The sequence below is a fragment of the Paractinoplanes ovalisporus genome, from assembly GCF_016834655.1.
GTDB lineage: Bacteria > Actinomycetota > Actinomycetes > Mycobacteriales > Micromonosporaceae > Actinoplanes > Actinoplanes ovalisporus.
This window is the reverse complement of sequence record NZ_JAENHP010000018.1, coordinates 204,838-223,341: the sequence shown is the minus strand read 5'-3', so window position 1 is coordinate 223,341 and position 18,504 is coordinate 204,838. Positions and strand designations below refer to the sequence as shown.

Below are 18,504 nucleotides of genomic sequence, written 5' to 3'. Positions count from 1 at the left end.
TTGCCAGGCGCGCGGCGTCGTGGCCACGGTCACTGCCGCCCCTCACGGTCCGTACCTGGTTGCGCGGCTTGCCAGGCGCGCGGCGTCGTGGCCACGGTCACTGCCGCCCCTCACGGTCCGTACCTGGGTGCGCGGCTTGCCAGGCGCGCGGCGTCGTGGTCACGGTCACTGCCGCCCCTCACGGTCCGTACCTGGTTGCGCGGCTTGCCAGGCGCGCGGCGTCGTGGTTGCGGTGACTGCCACCCCGTCAGCTCGGCGCGTGGCGCTCTGCCATCGATTTTGGCTTGCGGTAATGATTTGCAGATCTGAAGCATTTCCAGAACGCCTAAGGAATATCGGCGGATCTATTTTGGCATGATCGAATTGCCATTCTTTCGCCTGGGCGCGGGATAATTGGGCATGGGCCAGATGCAATTGTTCAACGCTTCCCAACTCGCCAAGATGCGCGACCGGACCAAGCGCCGCAACTACTCCCCGGAGGGTGAGGAGTTTCGCCGCGAGCATGCGAGGCACCGAGCGTGGGGGCTGGCCCAACGTCACGCGCTGCGCCTGCGTCAGATCCAGCGAGAACGGGAGCGGGAACAATTCGAGCGCGAAGAGCGAGAGCGCCATCAGCCCGTTGAACAGCAGAAAGCAAAACCAGCAGACAGCTCGCGTGTTAGCAGCGCGCCGAACGCCGACTCGTCCAGGCACCCAGCGGAGCCGAAGCAGAACCCCGCAGCATCACCCAAAGAGCAGCCCCTCGCCACCCGCGCCGCATCCACGCGGCCGACACCGACACCGACACCGACACCGACACCGACACCGACACCGACACCGACACCGACACCGACACCGACAGAGTCTCGAGCGCCTGAGCCTTCAGAGAAAATTACCATTCACCACGACAGAAAAGTAAGCTCCGCCACAATTCACCCCGCCAGGAAAATCGACCAGGCCGAGAAACAAATCCCACCGATCGTCGATTGGCAACAATTCACGCCCCGAAAGAAACACTCGCCCACCAGCCGAGGTGGCAACGCCCAGCCAGGCCACATTCGTTGCTCGCCAAACTCGCCCGGCCACGCTCAAAGCCCGAGCGGCGGCACCCAGCCCAGCCACGACGCCCCGCGCCTGGCAAGCCGCCCAGCCACCCACCCAGCAGCGAGGGCGGCACCCAGCCCAGCCACGACGCCCCGCGCCTGGCAAGCCGCGCAACCACCCACCCAGCAGTCAGAGCGGCAGCCACCGCAACCACGACGCCCCACGCCTGGCAAGCCGCCCAGCCACCACCCCACCGCAAGCGGCGGCACCCAGCCCAGCCACGACGCCGCGCGCCTGGCAAGCCGCGCAACCACCCACCCAGCAGCCAGGGCGGCAGCCACCCGCAACCACGACGCCCCACGCCTGGCAGACCGCCGCCATCACACCTCGCGCAGCGAACTCGACTTCGGATACCGCCTCCGTAGAACTACGCCCTGCACGAAGGAAGGCCAGCCCTCAACAGAAGACGCCCACGCCGTGACAGGACACGGCGTGGGCGTCAGGCGCGGCGGAACGACCTCAGACGAGGACGTCCAGGGCGTGGTACAGGCGCGAAGTAGTGGTGTCGATCTGGGCCAGCCGCGCGGCCGGCAGACCCGACGTGACGGCGACCCGGCGCTCGGCTGCGGCACGGGTCAGCAGCATGCCGACCTGGGTCGACGCGCGGTCGAGGGTGGCCTGGCGGGCCAGCTCGGCGAACGGGTCGTCGACCGCCGTCTCCTCGTTGCTGCGCCGGGAGGTCTTGGCGGTCATCGTGGCCGTGCGCACTGCGGTGGCGGCGTCGCGGGCCAGGCTCTCGGCGTAGGCGGCGGTCGGCTGCACCGGGGCGACGGCGGGCACGGCGGGCTGGGGCACCGGCGTGACGCTCTCGGTGGGCTTCGCCGCGGAGGCGAGGACCGTTGACTGCAGCACCGTCGACTGCAACAGAGGGTGAAGATAGGTGGCCGTCGTACCGACCGCCCGGGGGAACGTGACCGGGTTGACCATGACGCCCCCTCCTCTCGCGACGATTCACAAAACTGGCGTAGTCCCAGCTTAGGGCGTTGCCAAGGGGTTGCCGATCGGGTCAACGGAGGGTGTGGGCGGTCATCCGAAGTCTCACTAAGTGTGACCGAAAAACACTCAAGCCACGCGGTGGTCGTAGATCCACGCCTGCGGGTCGCCCTTGCGATGGACGAGCTTCATCACGAGCGGGAACATCGCGTCCCGGATGACCGCCCCGACCGGGCCGGCCGTCTTCCCGCTGCCGTTGCGCCGGCCGACCGCCACTACCCGCTCCACCCGCCGACGCCGGCGCCGCTCGTACTCCGCGAGCCCGTCCGCGACGGACAAAGCCGGGTAAGAGAGGGAGAGGGAGGAGGCGGCGAAACCAGAAGCGGCGGAGGGCCCAGAGGAGGCGGCGGCGGAGAAACCCGAGGAACCAGAGGTGGCGGCGGAAGCGGGCAGGCAGAGCCCCAACGTCACAGCGTCCTCGAGAGCCATTGACGCCCCCTGACCCGACGAAGGCGCCACCGCATGAGCCGCGTCGCCGATCAGCACGGCCCGCCGCGTGCGCCACACCCGTACGCGCCGGAGGTCGTCGGTGTTCCACGGACCCAGCACCTCGGGCGTGGCCCGGATGATGGCCGCCGCCGGGAATGCGTCGCCCGAGAAGAGCTCGACCAGATGCGCCCGCCAGGACTCGGGCGTGTAGTCACCGGGCCGTACGGGCTGCTTGCGAGGCGGGTTGGCGAACCACCACACCGAGCCGTCGGGCGCCGAGGTCCAACCGAAGAACGCCCGCCGCCCGAACGCCATGTGAACCATGCCGGGCACCGACGCGTCGACCCCTTCGACGGGGCCTGGCGTGAACCCGCCCGCGTTCAGCAACCCCAGGTAGGAGGGGGCCGGGCCGCCGGGGTCGAGCAGTTCCCGCGTACGCGATCTGATCCCGTCCGCCCCGACCAGCAGCTCGCCCTCCGAGACCGTCCCGTCGGCGAACGTCACCGACACCCCGTCCGGCCCCTCGGTGAAGTCGCGCAGCCCTTTCCCGTACGCGATGGGAATGCCTCTCGCCGCGGCGGCCTGCCGCAACGCCGAGTAGAGGTCGGCCCGCCGGATGGTCGTGGTTGTCGTGCCGTCGGCGGTGGGCCCGCCCAGCGGCAGCACCCCGAGCTTGCGGCCGGCGCCGTTGGTCATGGTCAGCGTCGGTGTGGCGAACCCGGCCGCCAGCACGACGGCCGGGTCGAGGTCGAGCGCGCGCAGGGCGGCCAGCCCGTTGACGGCGACGGTGAGGAACGCACCCCGTTCGTCGGCCGCGGCCGCTCGGGCCTCGTAGACGCGGGGTGCCCAGCCGGCCCGGTCGAGGGCGAGCGCGGCGACGGTTCCGGCGATGCCTCCGCCGGCGATGATCACGCGTGGCTTAGTCATAGGATGACTATCCATCTCATGACTAAGAGCCGTCAACCCCTTAGGCTTGATCGGTGGCAACCTCCGAACCGCGGCGCTCGACGCTGGGCATGCTGCTGCTGGCGCTGCTCATGGAGGCGCCCATGCACCCGTACCGGATGCAGCAGATGATCAAGGAGCGGGGCCAGGACCAGCTGGTCAACGTGGCCCAGCGCAACAGCGTCTACCAGGCCCTCGACCGTCTGGTGCGCGACGGACTGGCCCGGGCGGCGAGCACGACCCGCGAGGCCGGCCGCCCCGAACGCACGGTCTACGAGATCACCGACGAGGGCGACGCCACGATGAAGCGCTGGCTCGCGGCCGCGTTGCCCACCCCGGCCCGGGAGTTCCCCGAGTTCCCGGCCGCGCTCGCCTTCATCGCCGCGATGACCCCTTCCCTCGTACGGGATCTGCTCGCGCAGCGCGCCGAGGCCCAGGCGACGAGGGTGGCCGCGATCCGCGAGGCCGCACCGCCCGGCCTGCCCCGCCTGTTCCTGATCGAGGACGAATACCGGGCGGCCATGCTCACGGCCGAGATCGCCTGGCTGCGGGGCGTGGTGGCCGACCTCGACGCGGGCACGCTGACCTGGGACCGCGAGCTGATCGCGACCACGCTGGAGGAGTTCGGCTGAACGAGGCAGGGGCGAGCAAAGGCGGCGAGGCAGGGCGAGAAAAAGCAGAGGCGGGGCAAGAAAGCGACGAGAAAAGCGAGAAGAGCTAGAGGCCTTTGATCAACTCGTCGGCGGCCGCATAAGGATCGATCTCCCCGCCCGCCACCGCGGCCGCGAGTGTGCCCAGCGCGGTGCCCTGACGCAGGTCGCCGATGCGGGCCCGCAGCACGCCGAGCGCGATCGCCTCGACCTCGACGGCGGCCCGGCGCTCACGGCTCGTCACCAGATTGCCCGTACGGGAAAGCCACTCCTGGTGTTTGCCGACCGCCGCCACCACGTCGTCGATGCCCTCGGCCTTGACCGCCGTGGCCCGCACGACCAGCGGACGCCACTCGCCGGGAGCGCGCTCGCCGAGCCCGAGCATGCCCTGGATGTCGCGGTAGGTGGCGTCGGCGCCGGGCCGGTCGGCCTTGTTGATCACGAAGACGTCGGCCACCTCGAGCACGCCCGCCTTGACCGCCTGGATCGCGTCGCCCATGCCCGGCGCGAGCAGCACCAGCGTCGTGTCGGCGAGCGAGGCGATCTCGACCTCGGCCTGGCCCACCCCGACGGTCTCGACCAGGATCACCTCGCAGCCGGCGCCCTCCAGAACGCGTACGGCCTGGGGTGTCGCCGCCGCCAGCCCGCCCAGCTGTCCGCGGCTCGACATCGAACGGATGTAGACGCCGGGGTCGGTGGTGTGGTCCTGCATGCGGATGCGGTCGCCGAGGATCGCCCCGCCCGAGAACGGGCTCGACGGGTCGACCGCGAGCACACCGACCCGCTTGCCCTGGGCCCGCAGCACCCGCACGATCTCGTTGGTGGTGGTCGACTTGCCCACGCCGGGTGAGCCGGTGAGACCGATGACCAGAGCGGTTCCCGCGTACGGGGCGAGGGCCGCGGCCACCTCGGGCAGCGCCGGGTCGCCGTTCTCGACCAGGCTGATCAGCCGGGCCACCGACCGCACGTCACCGTCCCGCGCCTTCGCAACCAGCGCCGCGACGTCGGGCCGGGGTCGCACACCGCGCCCGGTGCGACTGCTCACGCCTGGGCGGCCTTGATGATCAGCGCGTCGCCCTGGCCGCCGCCACCGCACAGGCCCGCCGCGCCATAGACACCGCCCCGGCGCCGCAGCTCGAGCGCCAGCGTCAGCACCAGCCGCGCCCCGGACATGCCGATCGGGTGGCCCAGCGCGATCGCCCCGCCGTTCACGTTGACGATGTCCTCGTCGACCTTGAGCTCGCGCGTCGACTGGATCACGACCTGGGCGAACGCCTCGTTCATCTCGATCAGATCGAGGTCGTCGACGGTCAGCCCGCACTTGTCGAGCGCGTGCTTGATGGCGTTGGCCGGCTGCGACTGCAGCGAGTTGTCGGGCCCGGCGACGTTGCCGTGGGCGGTGATCTCGGCCAGCCAGCGCAGCCCCAGCGCCTCGGCCTTGGCCTTGTTCATCACCACGACCGCGGCCGCGCCGTCCGAGATCGGCGACGAGCTGCCGGCGGTGATCGTGCCGCCGGGGGTGAAGGCCGGCCGCAGCTTGGACAGCGATTCCTGGCTGGCGTCGGGGCGCACGCCCTCGTCGGTGTCGACGATCGGGTCGTCCTCCCGCTGTCCCGCCCGGACCGGCACGATCTCTTCGGCGAAACGGCCCTCCCGCTGGGCGGCGGCGGCCCGCCGGTGGCTGGACGCGGCGAACGAGTCCTGTTCGGCGCGGGTGATGCCCAGGGCCACGCCGCTGCGCTCGGTGGACTCGCCCATCGAGGTGCCGTCCCACGGGTCGATCAGACCGTCGTACGCGGTGTGGTCACGCACCAGCACGTCGCCGAACTTGACGCCCTGCCGCTGGGTCATCAGCAGGTGGGGCGCGTTGGTCATCGACTCCATGCCGCCGGCCACCACGATGTCGAACTCACCGGCCCGGATGAGCTGGTCGGCCAGGGCGATCGCGTCGAGGCCGGAGAGGCACACCTTGTTGACCGTGAGGGCAGGTGTGCTCATCGGAATGCCCGCGGCGACGGCGGCCTGGCGGGCCGTGATCTGACCCGCACCGGCCTGCAGCACCTGGCCCATGATGACGTACTGCACCTGGTCGGGCCGCACCCCGCCCCGGGAGAGAGCAGCCTCGATGGCATAGCCGCCCAGGGTCGTGGCCTGCACGTTCTTCAGGTTGCCGAGCAGGCGGCCCATCGGGGTCCGGGCGCCGCTCACAATCACCGAGCTGGTCACGTCTTCTTTCCGATCTGCCGCCGGGACGAAGGGGGGACTCCTCCGTGGCCTTAACGGCCGTTTAGGTAAGACTATAAGTATGACCGAGACCCGACCTAGTGCCGCCGGACCCGAGAATGTCACATTTGGCGAGGTGACGCTCCTGCGGATTGATCACGTCGGCATCGCCGTGCCCGACCTGGACGACGCCGTGCGGTTCTACGCCGAGACGTTCGGCATGCACTGTGTGCACGAAGAGACCAACGAGGAGCAAGGCGTCCGGGAAGCGATGCTCGCGGTCGGCGACGGCGACGGCCCCCGCCTCCAGTTGCTCGCCCCGGCCCGGCCCGACTCGGCGATCGCCAAGTTCCTCGACCGCAGCGGCCCCGGCCTGCAGCAGCTGGCCTACACGGTGCCCGACGTCGAGGCCGCCTCGGCCGCACTGCGCGCCCGTGGGCTGCGCCTGCTCTACGACACCCCGCGCCGCGGCACGGCCGGCTCACGGATCAACTTCGTGCACCCCAAGGACGCCGGGGGCGTTCTGGTGGAGTTGGTGGAGCCTGCCGGAGTTCGTACGCCTTAAGGATGAATCATCCTGACGTGGAGTCGGAGGCCTGGCAGGATCTCGGGACATAGCGGGCGGCGAGTCCGGCTCCGCCGAGACGATCATCACCGGAACCCCGGATACAGCAGGTGACACCGTGGCGAACCCGGGCAACCGCCCGGGTGACGTCCACCGGCCGAACGGCGGAGCCGCGGGTTGCGGGCCAGCTCAAAGCTGATCTACGTGTCTTTTCCGTAGCCGTTCCGCTCTTGCGTGGCTCGTGCGTCTTCGCCAGGATGGCCCAATGCCCCAGCAGCAGGATCAGAATCTGGCATTCTTCGACACCGCGAACTCCCAGCACGACTTCACTGTTGTACTGCGTGGATATGACCGCGGGCAGGTCGACGCCCACCTCGGGCGCCTGGTCGCCGCGCTCAACCAGTCCGAGCAGGCCCGCGGTGAGGCCGAGCAGCGGATGAACGACGCGCAGCGCCGGCTGCGCCAGGCCGAGCAGCGGCTCAACGCGGTGGAGCAGAAGCTCGCCGACAGCAACAAGCTGCTGGAGGAGAACAACCGGCCGACGCTCTCCGGGCTGGGCACCCGGGTCGAGCAGATCCTGCGGCTGGCCGAGGAACAGGCGAACGACCACCGGAGCGAGGCGAAGCGAGAGTCCGAGGGCATCCTCTCCGCCGCCCGCCTCGAGGCACGGGAGATCACCGACAAGGCGCGCGCCGAGGCGGCCGCGATGAAGGCCACCGCCGAGCGCGAGGCCGGCCAGGTGCGCACCCACGCCGAGCGCGAGGCGGCCGAGGCCCGGGTGCAGGCCCGCCGCGAGGCCGACACGCTGCGCTCCGACGCCGACCGCGAGACCAAGCAGCTGCGCACGGTCACCGCGCACGAGGTGGCCGAGCTCAAGTCGACGGTCGAGCGCGAGGTGGCGTCGCTGCGCGCCACCGCCGAGCGTGAGATCACCCAGCAGCGGGCCAAGGCGTCGCGCGAGGCCGAGGAGAAGCGGGCCGAGGCGACCAAGCTGCTGACCGACGCGCGTGACAAGCGCGACAAAGACCTCCAGTCGCTCGCGCTCGAGATCGCCGAGCGTCGCGAGAAGGCCGAGCGCGAGGAATCGCAGCGCCACGCCGCCCAGGTCAGCGCCACCCAGAAGATGGTGGCCGAGGCCGAGGAGCGCGCCCGCGCCGCCGAAGACCGTTCCAAGGAGATCTCGCAGCGCGCCGAGCAGCGCCGCATCGAGTCGGAGCGCAACGCCGCCGAGACCACCGACAAGGCGCGCGCCCTAGCCGAGAAGAACGTCAGCGAGGCCCGTTCCGAGGCGCAGCGCCTGCTCAGCGAGGCCCGCACCGAGGCCGAGCTCACCACCCAGGCCGCCAAGCGCGAGGTGGAAGACCTGACCCGCCAGAAGGACGCGGTCACCAACCAGCTGGGCCAGATGCTCTCCGGCCTGTCCGGTCTGGTTCCCGGAGTCGGTCCGGCCAAGGCCGCCGAGGTGGTCGCCAAGGCGGCCGAGGCCGCGCCTGCTCAGCGGGCCAACGAGGCCCCGAAGCCCGCGGCCGAGCCCGAGAAGCCGGTGGGCGCGAAGACGAACTCCTGATTCGTCTCCCGGAAGCTCTCCGGTTGCAAGACCCCTCGGGGTGCGCAACCGTATGGGGCGCCCGGTAGTCATCTTCGACACATCGATGCGGGCCGTATCGGAGTTTCTCCGGTACGGCCTCGATCGTTTGCGCTTTGGCACATCGGGTCAGACAAATCACAACTAGACGCATACTCCCCCCGGGACGGTGTGTATCCCCCCGAGGGCGGACGTTGCGTGTGTGAGGATGGGAAGCATGTCGCACGGCGGAGAAATTCTTGGTCTCGGCGGAGACGCGGCCACCGAACCCAGCTTCGACATCGCTCTGCGGGGCTATGAGAAGAAGCAGGTCGAGCGCTACGTCACCCGGGCCGAGAACGAGATCGCCGCGCTGGCTGCCGAGCGCGAGCAGGCGTACTCGCAGATGCAGGCCATGAACGCGCAGATCGAGCGCCTCCAGCAGGAGATCGTTCAGGCCCGCAAGCAGAACGGCATCGGCCCCGAGATCTCCTTCCGCCACCTGGGCCCGCGCGTCGAGCAGATCCTCACGCTGGCCGAGGAGCAGGGCGAGGCGATCAAGGCGTCGGCCACCGACGACATCGCGGCCCGGCTGGCCGAGGCCGAGCGGGTGCGGGCCGAGGCCGAGGCGCACGCCCACAACGGCATCCGCGACTTCGAGATCGCGCTGGCCGCCCGCCGGGCCGAGGAGGAGCGGGCCGACGCGGCCAAGCGCGCCGCCTCCGAGAAGGCTCTGGCCGCCGCCCGTCAGTCCGCCGAGCAGATGCGCAGCGAGGCCGAAAACGTGCTGACCCGGGCCCGGGCCGAGGCCCAGCAGCACACCGACCAGGCGGCGCAGGCCGCCCACCGCACCCGGGCCGAGGCCGACGGCTATGCGAAGTCCACGCGCATGCAGGCCGAGCAGGAGATCAAGGCGCTGCGCGACAAGGCCCAGCAGGAGATCGCCGCCAACCGCAGCACCGCCGACCGCGACGCGGCCGAGCAGCGCCAGGCGTTCGAGCAGGAGATGGCCCAGAAGCGCCAGACCCTGACCCAGGAACTGGCCCAGACGCGTTCGGCCGCCGAGAAGCAGTGCGCCGACCTGCGCAGCGAGGCCGACAAGTACGCCGAAGAGGTCCTGCGCCGCTCCGACGACCAGGCCACCGCGGTCCGCAACGAGATCGCCTCCCAGCAGGAGAAGATCGCCGAGGCCGGCCGCGAGCTCGAGACCGCCCGGGCCAAGGTCGCCGACGCCGAGCGTGACCTGGCCACGGCTCAGGAACGGGCCCGGGCCGGGTCCGACGAGGCCGACCAGGTGCACAAGCGGCTCGCCGAGGTCCGCAAGGAGCTCGAGTCCGAGCAGAAGCGGGTGTCCGAGGCCAAGCAGGCCGGGGAGGCCGCCGAGCGGCACGCCGCCGACGTCCGCCGCCAGGTGCAGAAAGAGGCGAAGCGGGTGGCCGAGCTGGCCGCCGCCGCCGTGCTCGCCGCCGCCGGCTCCTCCGACGAGCAGGAGGAGGCCCCGGCCGCCGAGGAGGAAAAGTCCGTCGGGGCGCACGCGGCCGACAAGCCCACCGGTCAGCACGCGGCCGAGAAGGCCACGGGTCAGCACGCGGCCGAGAAGCCCGCCGGTCAGCACGCCGCCGACAAGCCCACCGGTCAGCACGCCACGCCCGCCAAGGTCACCGCCTCGGCCAAGGTCACCGTGCCACCGTCGTCCCGCGTCGGGGTCGACGCCGAGTAGCGGCCCGCCACCCGCCGGGGGCGGTGGGTGGCGCCCCTTGCCACACAGCGATAACGTCGCCGCCGGGAACTGTGCGGCCGGCGCGAGCGAACTCCGGCTCTCCCACCAGTGTGGAGGATCCGGGTGTCCAGCGAAGACGACGACAAACCGGCCGACGACGAGAGCCTCGACCCGGTCGCCGAAGACCACCTGGCCGGTCGGTTCGGCCGCCCCGGGCCGCCGCTCGACCGCCGCAACCCGTTCATGATCGGCCTGTTGGGCGGGCTGGGCATCCTGCTGGCGTACGGGATCTTCCTGGGTCTGCGCAACGCCGCCGGCATTCTCGTGCTGATCTTCATCGCGCTGTTCCTGGCGATCGGGCTCAACCCCGCGGTGGTCCGCCTGCGCAGCTGGGGCGTTCCCCGCGGGTTCGCGGTGGCGATCGTGGCGCTCTCGGTGGTGGCGCTGCTCGCGGGCGGCATCGTCGCGCTGATCCCGCCGCTGGTCAGCCAGACCACCCAGCTGATCGAGAACGTGCCGGAATACATCCAGAGCCTGCAGCGCAACGAGACGATCAACGAGCTGGTCCAGCGTTACGACATCGTCAACCGGGTGACCAGCGCGCTCAACGCGGGCACGGTCGGCAACGCCGTCGGCGGTGTGGTGGGCGTCGGCCGCATGCTCGCGGGGACGATCTTCAACCTGCTCACCGTGCTGGTGCTGACGATCTATTTCATGGCCTCGTTCGACCGCATCCGCGAGACGGGCTACTCCCTCGTGCCGGCATCACGGCGGGTCCGCGTACGGCTCCTGACCGACGAGATCCTGACCAAGGTCGGCGCCTACATGGTCGGCGCGATCTCGATCGCCGTCCTGGCCGGCGCCAGCACCTGGCTGCTGGCCGTGATCCTCGGCCTGGCCTACCCGTTCGCGCTGGCCGTGGTCGTGGCCATCACCGACCTGATCCCGCAGATCGGCGCCACGCTCGGCGCGATCGTCGTGAGCCTGGTCGGGTTCGCGTCGTCACTGACCGACGGCATCGTCTGCGTCGTCTTCTTCGTCATCTACCAGCAGGTCGAGAACTACCTGATCTATCCGAACGTGATGCGCCGCTCGGTGAAGGTCAGCGACGTCGCGGCCGTGGTCGCCGCCCTGCTCGGGGTTGCGCTCTTCGGCGTGGTGGGCGCGCTGGTGGCGATCCCGATGGTGGCCGCCATCCAGCTGATCATGCGCGAGGTGGTCATCCCGAGCCAGGAAGCCCGCTGACCAGATAGGCCCTAGTTGGCCTTGGGCATCGGCACGTCGGCGAAGGCCGAGGTCGTCCGGTCGGCGTACGCGTTCATGTCGCCCGTCTCCATCGGACCGTCCCACGTGCGGGGCAGCGGAACCTCGACGCCCGGGGCGACCCGCTTCACGACCTCGTCGAGCACCTTCTCGGCGTCGCCGACCCAGAGGTGCTTGCCGCCCGGGATCGGCAGCACCTCGGCGTGCGGCACGGCCGCGAACCGCTCGGCGGCCTCGGCCGGGCGCAGATAGTCGTCGAACTCGGGGATGATCGCGGTCAGCGGCTTGCCGTCGGCCGCCCACGCCTTCAGGTGCTCGGGCTGCGAATAGCGCAGCGGCGGCGAGAGCAGGACCGCGCCGGTCACGGCCGGGTCGAGCCCGTGCATGAGCGTCAGGTCGGTGCCGAACGACCAGCCCAGCAGCCAGATGTTCGGCAGGTCGGCGAACTCGGCGTACTCGATCGCGGCGGCCACGTCGTACTTCTCGTCGACCCCGGCCGAGAAGGTGCCCTCGCTGGTGCCGCGCACGCTGGACGTGCCGCGCGAGTTGAAGCGCAGCACCGCGATGCCGGCCAGGGCGGGCAGCCGCCACGCGGCCTTGCGGAAGACGTGGCTGTCCATCATGCCGCCGTGGGTGGGCAGCGGGTGCAGGCAGACCAGCGTGGCCACCGGGTCACGGTCGAGCGGACGGGCCAGCTCACCGACCAGGGTGAGGCCGTCGGCGGTCTCCAGCTCGATGTCCTCCCGGTGGGCGGGCAGGATCGAGTTGGCGCGAATGGGGTTGCTCATGGTTCAGGATCCCGTCATCCGTAGCGCGGCGCGTTGCGTGAGCGCTCGACACCCGGGCCGCGCCGGTCGCGGGCCCGCCAGCAGCCGGTGTGCCAGTGGCGGCGGTCGGTCAGGTCGCCGCTGCCGTCGACCGGCCACGCCACCACGTGGGCGACGCCGGGGCGGATCTCCTGCACGCAGCCGGGGCACCGGTACGTCTTCACGGCCGCGCCGCCGAAGATCGACCGGACCATCCACTCGCCGTCCTGCCACTGCTGGACGCCCTCAACACCCTTACGCACCCGCTCGTCGGTCAGTTCGGGCGGGGTCACCCCGCTCTCACGGCGGCGGGGATGGTTACGGCGAGGGCTCACATAACAAGCGTACGGGTGAGGCCGATCACCGGCGCGGCGGAGCCGGACGTGAAGGGGCCGGACCGAAATCAGGGCCCGGACCCGAAATCAGTTGATGACTCGCCAGTAACAAGCGAATTAGACTCGCGTTCATGACCGCTACCCGTGTGCCCGGCATCCCGGTCGTCGAGGACGGCGTGCTGATCTCCACCAACCCCGCCTCGGGCGCGGAGGCCGGCCGGGTTCCGGTCGCCGACGCCGAGGCCGTGAACGAGACCGTCCGGCGGGCCGCCGAGGCCGCGCGGTGGTGGCAGGCGCTCGGCTACGACGGCCGACGGGAACGGCTGCTGCGCTGGCGGTCGTTGATCGTGCGGCGGGTCGAAGAACTGGCCGAACTGACCAGCCTCGAGACCGGCAAGCCGAACGCGGACGCGATCGTCGAGGCCACGGCCGCGGTCGAACACGTGGACTGGGCCGCCCGCAACGCCCGGCGGGTGCTCGGGCCACGCAAAATGCGCACCCGGTTGCTGCTGGCCGAGCACTCGGGTCACGTGGAATATCAGCCGTACGGGGTCGTGGGTGTCATCGGCCCGTGGAACTACCCCATCGTCACGCCGGTCGGGCCGATCAGCGGCGCCCTGGCCGCGGGCAACGCCGTGGTCTTCAAGCCGAGCGAATACACCCCGATCGTCGGCCAGTGGCTGGTCGACACGTTCGCCGAGGTGGTGCCCGAGCAGCCGGTGCTGCAGGCGGTGCACGGCCTGGGCGAGGTCGGCGCCGCGCTCTGCCGCTCGGGCGTGGGCAAGATGTCGTTCACCGGCTCGACCACCACCGCCAAGAAGGTGCTGGCCGCGTGCGCGGAAAATCTCGTACCGGCGGTGATCGAAGCCGGTGGCAAGGACGCGTTGATCGTCGACGCCGACGCCGACATCGCGGCCGCGGCCGAGGCGGCGGTCTGGGGCTCGATGACCAACGCCGGGCAGACCTGCATCGGCATCGAACGGGTCTACGCGGTCGCCCCGATCTACGACGCCTTCGTCGACGCGGTGGTCGAGAAGGCGGGCCAGCTGCGCACGGGCGAGGAGATCGGCCCGATCACCATGCCCCGGCAGATCGACATCATCCGCGAGCACATCGACGACGCGCTCGCCAAGGGCGGTCAGGCGGTGCTGGGCGGGGCCGGGGCGGTGCAACCCCCGTACGTCTCCCCCACCGTGCTGGTCGACGTGCCGGCCGACTCGAGCGAGATCCGCGACGAGACCTTCGGGCCCACGCTGACGATCACCAAGGTGGCCGACGCGAACGAGGCCGTGCGGCAGGCCAACGACACCCCGTACGGGCTGGGTGGCGCCGTTTTCGGCAAGAAGAACGCGCTGCGCATCGCCCGCCGGCTGCGCTCCGGGATGGTCGCGGTCAACTCCACGCTCACCTTCGTCGGCATGGGCAACCTGCCGTTCGGCGGCGTGGGCGAGTCCGGTTTCGGGCGCATCCACGGCGAGGACGGCCTCCGCGAGTTCGCCCGGGCGAAATCCATCACCGTCCGCCGGGCCCCCTCGGTGCTGCCCGCGATGACCTTCGAACGCACGCCGGCCCAGGTCGCCACCATCGTCAAGGCCCTGCGGATTCTGTACGGCCGGAAGTAGGCCCTCGGCCCCGGCTGCTAGCGTCCGTGAAGTGGTGGATCATCCCGCGGTCGAGGTGGACGGCCTGCATGTCGGTTACGGCTCCACACCGGTGCTGGTGGGGGTCTCGCTGACCGTGCCGGTCGGCGGTGGCATCTGCGTCACCGGCGAGAACGGCATCGGCAAGTCGACCCTGCTGCGCTGTGTGAGCGGCCTGCAGCAGCCCGACGAGGGCACGATCCGGGTGTTCGGCGGCGACCCGGGCGCCACCCCCGAGTTCTGGCGGGCCGTGGTCACCACGGTCGAGCCCCCGACCTGGTACCCCGGCCTGACCGCGCGCGAGCACGCCGAGCTGGTCTGCCGCGCCCACGGCCAGGACCCGGAGGAGGCCGGCGTCGACGAGGCGCTCGAACGGTTCGGCCTGGGCGGGCACGCCGACGCGATCCCGCCGCAGCTCTCCTCGGGTCAGAAGCAGCGGCTGGTGCTCGCCGTGGCGCTGTTGCGGCCCAGTTCGCTGCTGATCCTCGACGAACCCGAGCAGCGCCTCGACCGGGAGGGCCGGGCCGACGTGGCGAGGCTGCTCGCCGATTACGTCGCCGGCGGCGGCTCGCTGCTGATGGCCAGCCACGACGACGCCTTCGCGGCCGCCTCGGGCGCGGCCGTCACCACCATGGAGTCGATCAGTTCGGTCACGCCATGACGGTCGTCCCGCTCGCTCCCGTCCGGCGCTGGATCAGCCGCACCCAGTCGTCCCACCGCGAACGCGGGGCCACGCTGAGCAGCCTCTACATCGGCGTCCTGACCATCGCGATCATCGGTGGGATGCTGCACCGGCAGGTCGCCGCGATCTTCTGGCCGTCCGCGCCGGACACCTCGGCGCTCGCCGCCGGGTCGCTGACCGCGGTCTGTTACGGGTTGCTCTATCTCGCGCTGCGCCGGTTCGGGCCGCTCGCGCTGAGCCGTCCGGCCGCGTCGTGGCTGCTGCCGGCCCCGGTGAGCCGGCGCCGCCTGCTGCTGCCCTCGCTGCGGCTGACCGGCCTGGTCGCCGCGGTGATCGGCGGGCTCGCCACCCTGGCCGTCGTCGGTCACGCCGCCCCGCGGGCCGAGGCCGGCGACGAGGTCGCGCTGCTAATCACCGGTGGCGCGCTGGTCGGGCTGGTGCTGCTGCTGATCGCGACGGCCGCGCAGGCCGGCCGCGGCTGGGGCGACATGCTCGACCGGCTGGCCGGCCTGATCTTCGCGGCCGGGCTGGCCGGGCTGGTCACCGCGACCACGCTGGACCGGGCGCCCGCCGTCGACCGGTGGCCCCCGGTGTCGACCCTGCTGCCGGTCGTGGGCGCGGTCGCGCTGGTCGTCGTGATCGCGTTCGCCCTGGTGGTCCGGGGGCTGGCGGCCACGCCGAGTGACCGCATCCTGGAGGCGTCACGCACCGCCGGCACGCTGTTCGACACGGCGTTCGGCATCGAGCCGTCCTTCCTCACCGACATGATCGAGCGGCGCTACTGGGCCCGGCGGCGCCTGCGGTCGACCCGCCTGTTCCCGAGGCTCCCGGTGCTGGTCGCGCAGGACCTGCTGCTGGCCCTGAGGCGCCGGAGCCGGCTGCTGTGGCTGGTGCTGGCGGCCGCGCTGCCGCTGCTGCTGGGCAGCGCGCCGGGCTGGGTGCTGGGCGCGGCCGTGCTGCTCGGCCTGCTGATCGCCGGGATGACCGCCACCGGCAACGTGAAGACCGACGCCGGCAACCCGGTGCTGCTGCGCATGCTCGGCCTGTCGTCGCGCGACGCCGTGCTGCAGCGCTTGTGGGTGCCCGGCGTGCTGGCCGGCCTGTGGGCGGCGCTGGCGCTGACCGCGCTCGACCTGCTGGGCGACCTGTCGTCCGGCCCGTGGTGGGCGCTGGGCGTCGCGCTCGGCCCGGTCGGCGCGGCCGCGGCGGTGCACCGGGCCCGGGTCGGCTTCGTGCGCAACGAACTGCTGCCGCTGGACACCCCGATGGGCACGCTCTCCACCGGCCCGCTGGTCAACGCGGTGATGGGCCCCGACCTGCTGCTGCTGGGCATCCCGGCCTGGATAGCGATCGCCCGGGGCGAGCTGACCCCGACAATGCTGCTGGTCCAGGCCGTGATCGCCGTGGCCGGCGCCCGCATCTACCTCTCCGGCACAACGGGCGACGACCGTACGGAACTCTCGAACTAGGCTTTTCCGCCGCCACCGCCGCCGAAATTTCGATTACCGGAACACCGTGCGGCAGGCGCTAACGTGCCCTCATGCCCGGAACAGACGTATGGCGGCCGAGCCCCGAAAGCAGTGAAACCTGCTGCCAGTGGCTCGTCACGAGCGCCTGCGCCCCCGGTGACCCGGACGACCTGTGGCCGCGGCGGGGGGAATGGATCATGGCCGCCAAGTCATACGAGTCCGCCCCCACTAAGACCCGCGCCATGCTGGACCGGCTGCTGAGCGAGTGGTCCTCTCGCGAGGTCCGCCGCTGGAAGCGGCACGATGCGACTCCCGTTGTCTTGATCGCGTATTCGAGCGCCTCGCGGATCAAGATCAAGCTTGCGCTTCCCGAGAAACGTAACGGCGAGCGCCCTGTTCCCGAATGGCAATCGACTGAAGACCTCGCGACGTGGGACTGGACTCCGCCCCAGCCTTGCTGTGCCGACCTGGCGCGCCCGGACCCGGTCGATCGCACGTGGCGGCACCGTCCCGAGCAGACCCAGGCCGGTCCGGTCAGAACGCCGTCTACCTGCGCACCGAAGCCGCAGAACAAGCTCGACCATGAATCGCTCCGACCAGTCGTGCGGCCCGGCCCGAACGCAAAACGTTCATACCCATCTCTGCCGGCGTCGTTGATCTGTGCGGACTGTGACCTCGGAGCCATCGTCCTGTCCGGCTTGCCGTCCGACCCTCATCTCCTGAGCGGTGAAAGCACGGGCGTTCCGGACGAGCCTTGGCACGCCGGTCACAGATCGCTGGTCGCCGTTGTGTTCTGCCTGGCTGTCCGTGTTCTGGCCCGGCTTCTTTCGTTACGCGCCCAGCGCCGACTGGCGCGTCGGGGCCGAGCCGAGACCGTCGCACCTCGCCGACGGATAACGCACACCCCTGTCATCCCCCGTGGTCCGAGTGCGGCCCGGCAACACCTCGACGTTGCCGGCCTGCGGGTTCCCGGGTGCGCACTGGGTCTCCCGCTCATCACCTCGGGAGTCAACCGTGCGCATTCTGTCCCTACCGGCGGCGGCTGAGACATCGTCGTGGGCGCCGCTGATCTGGGCGGCCGCCTTTCTGCTCGTCGTCATCGGCGCCGCGTTTCTTGTGGTGACCCTTGTCGGGCTCGGCGACGGTAAGCGTGGCCGGCATGCCCGTTCGCAACAGCGCCAGCTCATTCAGCTGATCCTCGCAGTGCTCACCTGCCTGACCGGACGGCAGCCGGACCGCTCGGACACCGCTGAGGGTGAGCGATGAGCCGGCCGACGCGATGCCCAGCAAGCATCGCGCGCCGAATCGCCGCTCTTTTGAAGGTCGGAACGAGTTACCGGACGGTCTGCGCGATTCTCAACGAGGATCAGATTCCGACGCCGGCCGGGTCTCCCCGCTGGTATCCGTCGCATCTGTCCCGGCTCGTCCGCACTTGCTGGTACCTGCGCGAGACCTCCGCGGATCCGCCGCCGGCGTCAAAAGAGGGTGAGCTCGTCGCGTTCCATGCCGCGCAGCTTGTCGTAGTCGACGACCACGCAACGGATGCCTCGGTCGGTGGCGAGCACCCGGGCCTGCGGCTTGATCTCCTGGGCGGCGAAGACGCCCTGCACCGGGGCCAACAGCGGGTCGCGGTTCATCAGTTCGAGGTAACGCGTCAGCTGCTCGACGCCGTCGATCTCGCCTCGACGCTTGATCTCGACCGCCACCGAGCCGCCGTTTGCGTCCTTGCAGAGCAGGTCGACCGGGCCGATCGCGGTCATGAACTCGCGGCGCACCAGCGTCCAGCCCTCGCCGAACGTCTCGGGCAGGGCGGCCAGCAGCTCCTGGAGGTGGGCCTCGACACCGTCCTTGACCAGGCCGGGATCGACCCCCAACTCGTACGAGGTGTCTTGGAAGATCTCCTCGAGGGTGATCCGCAGCTCCTCGCCCGCCTTGTTGACGACCTTCCAGACGCCCGGCGCCTCCTGCAGCTTGCAGGGTGGGCTCATCCAGTTCAGAGGCTTGTAGGCACGGTCGTCGGCGTGGATCGAGACCGAGCCGTCGGCCTTGACCATCAGCAGCCGGGTGGCCGTGGGCAGGTGGGCGGACAACCGGCCGACGTAGTCGACGGAGCACTTCGCGATGACCAGACGCACCG

At 70.8% G+C, this 18,504-nt stretch carries 17 protein-coding genes and 1 pseudogene; 10 read left to right on the top strand and 8 right to left on the bottom strand.

Annotation, left to right across the window (positions count from 1 at the left end):
- Positions 1-165 precede the first annotated feature (165 nt).
- The 3 genes from JIG36_RS38005 to JIG36_RS37995 form a co-directional block, all read right to left on the bottom strand.
- On the bottom strand, positions 166-612 hold the full coding sequence (locus tag JIG36_RS38005) for a hypothetical protein (RefSeq protein ID WP_203381276.1): 447 nt from the start codon (positions 610-612) through the stop codon (positions 166-168).
- A gap of 930 nt (positions 613-1,542) precedes the next feature.
- Entirely contained in the window at positions 1,543-2,010 is a 468-nt protein-coding gene (locus JIG36_RS38000; protein WP_203381275.1) for a hypothetical protein, read from the bottom strand.
- A gap of 135 nt (positions 2,011-2,145) precedes the next feature.
- Entirely contained in the window at positions 2,146-3,432 is a 1,287-nt protein-coding gene (locus JIG36_RS37995) for an FAD-dependent oxidoreductase (RefSeq protein WP_203381274.1), read from the bottom strand.
- A 53-nt stretch (positions 3,433-3,485) separates the two neighbouring features.
- Between JIG36_RS37995 and JIG36_RS37990 the strand changes: the two genes are divergently transcribed.
- Positions 3,486-4,082, top strand: a complete 597-nt coding sequence (locus JIG36_RS37990; RefSeq protein ID WP_307873068.1) for a PadR family transcriptional regulator — start codon at positions 3,486-3,488, stop codon at positions 4,080-4,082.
- A gap of 85 nt (positions 4,083-4,167) precedes the next feature.
- Here JIG36_RS37990 and meaB read toward each other — a convergent pair whose 3' ends face one another.
- Together meaB and JIG36_RS37980 are read right to left on the bottom strand one after the other, a co-directional pair.
- Complete coding sequence (meaB, locus tag JIG36_RS37985) at positions 4,168-5,145, bottom strand: methylmalonyl Co-A mutase-associated GTPase MeaB (protein WP_307873067.1); 978 nt, start codon at positions 5,143-5,145, stop codon at positions 4,168-4,170.
- Complete coding sequence (locus JIG36_RS37980) at positions 5,142-6,326, bottom strand: acetyl-CoA C-acetyltransferase (protein ID WP_203381273.1); 1,185 nt, start codon at positions 6,324-6,326, stop codon at positions 5,142-5,144. Before JIG36_RS37980 ends, meaB begins: the two co-directional genes overlap by 4 nt.
- A gap of 79 nt (positions 6,327-6,405) precedes the next feature.
- Between JIG36_RS37980 and mce the strand changes: the two genes are divergently transcribed.
- The 4 genes from mce to JIG36_RS37960 all read left to right on the top strand — a co-directional run bounded on the left by mce (position 6,406) and on the right by JIG36_RS37960 (position 11,417).
- On the top strand, positions 6,406-6,888 hold the full coding sequence (gene mce / locus JIG36_RS37975; protein ID WP_203381272.1) for a methylmalonyl-CoA epimerase: 483 nt from the start codon (positions 6,406-6,408) through the stop codon (positions 6,886-6,888).
- A gap of 265 nt (positions 6,889-7,153) precedes the next feature.
- Complete coding sequence (locus JIG36_RS37970; RefSeq protein WP_203381271.1) at positions 7,154-8,455, top strand: DivIVA domain-containing protein; 1,302 nt, start codon at positions 7,154-7,156, stop codon at positions 8,453-8,455.
- A gap of 235 nt (positions 8,456-8,690) precedes the next feature.
- On the top strand, positions 8,691-10,172 hold the full coding sequence (locus JIG36_RS37965; protein ID WP_203381270.1) for a Laminin subunit beta-1: 1,482 nt from the start codon (positions 8,691-8,693) through the stop codon (positions 10,170-10,172).
- Between the two features lie 123 nt (positions 10,173-10,295).
- Entirely contained in the window at positions 10,296-11,417 is a 1,122-nt protein-coding gene (locus tag JIG36_RS37960; protein ID WP_203381269.1) for an AI-2E family transporter, read from the top strand.
- Between the two features lie 11 nt (positions 11,418-11,428).
- Here the strand turns inward: JIG36_RS37960 and JIG36_RS37955 are convergent, their stop codons facing one another.
- Positions 11,429-12,223, bottom strand: coding sequence for an alpha/beta hydrolase (locus JIG36_RS37955; protein WP_203381268.1), 795 nt, complete (start codon positions 12,221-12,223; stop codon positions 11,429-11,431).
- A gap of 14 nt (positions 12,224-12,237) precedes the next feature.
- On the bottom strand, positions 12,238-12,534 hold the full coding sequence (locus JIG36_RS37950) for an Rv1322 family protein (protein ID WP_203381296.1): 297 nt from the start codon (positions 12,532-12,534) through the stop codon (positions 12,238-12,240).
- Between the two features lie 173 nt (positions 12,535-12,707).
- Between JIG36_RS37950 and JIG36_RS37945 the strand changes: the two genes are divergently transcribed.
- The 5 genes and pseudogenes from JIG36_RS37945 to JIG36_RS54695 all read left to right on the top strand — a co-directional run.
- Positions 12,708-14,198 (top strand): aldehyde dehydrogenase family protein, encoded by a 1,491-nt coding sequence (locus JIG36_RS37945; RefSeq protein ID WP_203381267.1) that lies wholly within the window; start codon positions 12,708-12,710, stop codon positions 14,196-14,198.
- 31 nt (positions 14,199-14,229) lie between these two features.
- Complete coding sequence (locus JIG36_RS37940) at positions 14,230-14,877, top strand: ABC transporter ATP-binding protein (RefSeq protein ID WP_203381266.1); 648 nt, start codon at positions 14,230-14,232, stop codon at positions 14,875-14,877.
- On the top strand, positions 14,874-16,367 hold the full coding sequence (locus JIG36_RS37935) for a DUF6297 family protein (protein WP_203381265.1): 1,494 nt from the start codon (positions 14,874-14,876) through the stop codon (positions 16,365-16,367). The genes JIG36_RS37940 and JIG36_RS37935 overlap by 4 nt, the downstream gene beginning before the upstream one ends.
- A gap of 1,014 nt (positions 16,368-17,381) precedes the next feature.
- Positions 17,382-17,633: a hypothetical protein gene (locus JIG36_RS37930; protein ID WP_203381264.1), complete on the top strand. Its 252-nt coding sequence runs from the start codon at positions 17,382-17,384 to the stop codon at positions 17,631-17,633.
- Positions 17,630-17,797: pseudogene (locus tag JIG36_RS54695) on the top strand (recombinase family protein); the annotation flags it as partial. The gene JIG36_RS37930 and the pseudogene JIG36_RS54695, both read left to right, overlap by 4 nt.
- A gap of 45 nt (positions 17,798-17,842) precedes the next feature.
- On the opposite strand, the gene nucS reads toward JIG36_RS54695, so the two are convergent.
- Positions 17,843-18,502: an endonuclease NucS gene (gene nucS / locus JIG36_RS37920; RefSeq protein WP_203381263.1), complete on the bottom strand. Its 660-nt coding sequence runs from the start codon at positions 18,500-18,502 to the stop codon at positions 17,843-17,845.
- Positions 18,503-18,504 lie beyond the last annotated feature (2 nt).

Excerpts from the sequence above, each read along its gene's own strand:
- JIG36_RS38005 (WP_203381276.1), bottom strand. The coding sequence starts at position 612 with ATGGCGCTCTCGCTCTTCGCGCTCGAATTGTTCCCGCTCCCGTTCTCG.
- JIG36_RS38000 (WP_203381275.1), bottom strand. The coding sequence starts at position 2,010 with ATGGTCAACCCGGTCACGTTCCCCCGGGCGGTCGGTACGACGGCCACC.
- JIG36_RS37995 (WP_203381274.1), bottom strand. The coding sequence starts at position 3,432 with ATGACTAAGCCACGCGTGATCATCGCCGGCGGAGGCATCGCCGGAACC.
- mce (WP_203381272.1), top strand. The coding sequence starts at position 6,406 with ATGACCGAGACCCGACCTAGTGCCGCCGGACCCGAGAATGTCACATTT.
- JIG36_RS37970 (WP_203381271.1), top strand. The coding sequence starts at position 7,154 with ATGCCCCAGCAGCAGGATCAGAATCTGGCATTCTTCGACACCGCGAAC.
- JIG36_RS37965 (WP_203381270.1), top strand. The coding sequence starts at position 8,691 with ATGTCGCACGGCGGAGAAATTCTTGGTCTCGGCGGAGACGCGGCCACC.
- JIG36_RS37955 (WP_203381268.1), bottom strand. The coding sequence starts at position 12,223 with ATGAGCAACCCCATTCGCGCCAACTCGATCCTGCCCGCCCACCGGGAG.
- JIG36_RS37945 (WP_203381267.1), top strand. The coding sequence starts at position 12,708 with ATGACCGCTACCCGTGTGCCCGGCATCCCGGTCGTCGAGGACGGCGTG.
- JIG36_RS37935 (WP_203381265.1), top strand. The coding sequence starts at position 14,874 with ATGACGGTCGTCCCGCTCGCTCCCGTCCGGCGCTGGATCAGCCGCACC.